General features: G+C 65.4%; 1 pseudogene. It reads right to left on the bottom strand.

Annotated elements, in window-relative coordinates:
* Nucleotides 1-117: 117 nt before the first annotated feature.
* Nucleotides 118-1,345, bottom strand: a pseudogene (locus tag AB0O34_RS36780) (IS110 family transposase).
* Nucleotides 1,346-1,931: the final 586 nt, after the last annotated feature.

Raw genomic sequence — 1,931 nt, 5'->3', positions numbered from 1 at the left:
TGTATGCCATTCGAGGTAGCTCGGCCCTACAGGTAGCGATGTGAACCACATGAGATGGTGTTGCTTGCTGCATGGACCAAAAGGTACCCGCTTTAGACACCCCACGGTTGTGCCATGTCAAGCGGCTGTGGCTGCTGTCGCTTTTGCGTGGATTTCGGGGTGGGTCCAGGCGGTCTGCTCGTCGTAGAGGACATGGTGGGCCAGGCAGTGGTGGAGCTGGCCGATGAGTTTGCTCGCCAGGCGACGTAGCGCGGCTTCGTGTGTGTCTCCGGCGGCGCGGCGCTGGTCGTAGTAGGCGCGGGCGCCTGGGGAGGCGGTCAGGGCGGAGAACGCCCAGCATCGGACGGCGTCGTAGAGCCGCTTGTTGCGGATGAAGCGGGCCAGAACCAGGCGTTTCTTGCCCGATTCGCGGGTGATGGGGGCACTTCCGGCGTAGGCGCGGCGGCTGGCAGGATCGGGCCAGCGGGTCGGGTCGTCTCCGTACTCGCCGAGCACCCGGGCGCTGAGGATGGGACCGAGCGCAGGCATGCTGTGGTAGATCGCAGCGTCCGGGTGTTGCTCAAAATTCCGGTCGATTTGGTGTTGAAGTGCGGTGATGCCCGCGTTCATCGCGGTGATGGTGCCGATGATCGCACTTGCGCGGCGCCCATGGCCTGCTCGACCGCGGTGTCTTGGCGCATCTGTACGGCGGCGAACACGGCGGCCAGCCGCTCGGCTTCGCCGCGGCGGCGTCCCCGGCCCGCGGCCACCAGCAGACCCAGCAGATCATCGATGCTCAGGGCGGCGGCGTGGGCGGGTGTGGGCGCAGCCGCCAGCACGAGCGTCGCGGTACGGGTGGTCAGATCACCGAAGGCGGCCAGCGCCGCGGGTAGTAGGACCCCAGCAGGGAGCGCAGCCGGTTCACCTCGTGCTGGCGGCTCCACACCATGTCCTGGTGGGCGCGGGCCAGCACCTCGATGGCCTGGGCTTTGGCACTGTCGGCGCTCAGCGGCCGGTGCATCGCCGCGTCGGTGCGCAGGATGTGTGCCAGCACCATCGCATCGGCCGCATCGGACTTGGTCTTGGCCAGGTGATGGCGGTCCCGGTACCGGTCTACGGCTTTGGGGTTGATCGCATACACCTGGTAGCCGGCCGCGCGTAGCGAGGCGACCAGCAGGCCTCTCTCGGTCTCGATCGCGACCTTCACCCCGTCCGGGCCGACGTCGTGGGCGGCGAACAGGGCGATCAGTTCGCCCAGCCCGGTGGCGTTGTCGCCGATCCGGCGTCGTCCTAGCTTGTTGCCCTGTTGATCGATCAGCGCCACATCGTGGTGATCGCTGGCCCAGTCGATCCCGCATAAGATCACATTCATCGGCCTCCTGCCTTCCTGACGTGCGGCAACGAGTGACCGAGGGCCAGCGGCTCCCTAATAGATCAGCGCTCGATGGCAGCAACACCCCACCAGCCGTGCACAGCCCTCAGCAACCAGCGGGGCCACCGTCTAACGCTAGTGATCAAGTCACTGGAGAGGAGAGTGATCATCCCGCCGGCCACTCAAGGCGAAGCCTGACCCGAAAACCCAGCTCTGTCTCCCAAACGACAGAGCTTGTCACGTCCGGCTACAGGGCTATTAGGAGAGCGGTTGCGATCACAGCCGCTTGGGTTTGTTGACCTGCGGCTCCGGGCGGTATTCGGCCGATTGGGCTCGTAACCAGTTGGCGCGCCGACGACCGGGCCCATCCCCCTGCGTGGTGCCAGTCATGACCAGCCTTGACGTGTGATCGTGGGCCTCCTGCTCTTGCACGTCTGAATAGTACGATGTGCACGCGTTAGCGTAGGCGAGAGCAATATGGACCAATTGGAACATGTGAGACCCCGTTGGCATGGCACCCTTCACTGAGCCCATTTCACCGTGATGCCGCAGGTCACAGGGTGGCGACAGATCCGTTGTC

It is taken from the genome of Sphaerisporangium sp. NPDC088356, from assembly GCF_040685555.1.
GTDB lineage: Bacteria > Actinomycetota > Actinomycetes > Streptosporangiales > Streptosporangiaceae > Sphaerisporangium.
Note: the sequence above shows the minus strand (reverse complement) of the source record. Positions and strands in the feature narration are given on the sequence as shown.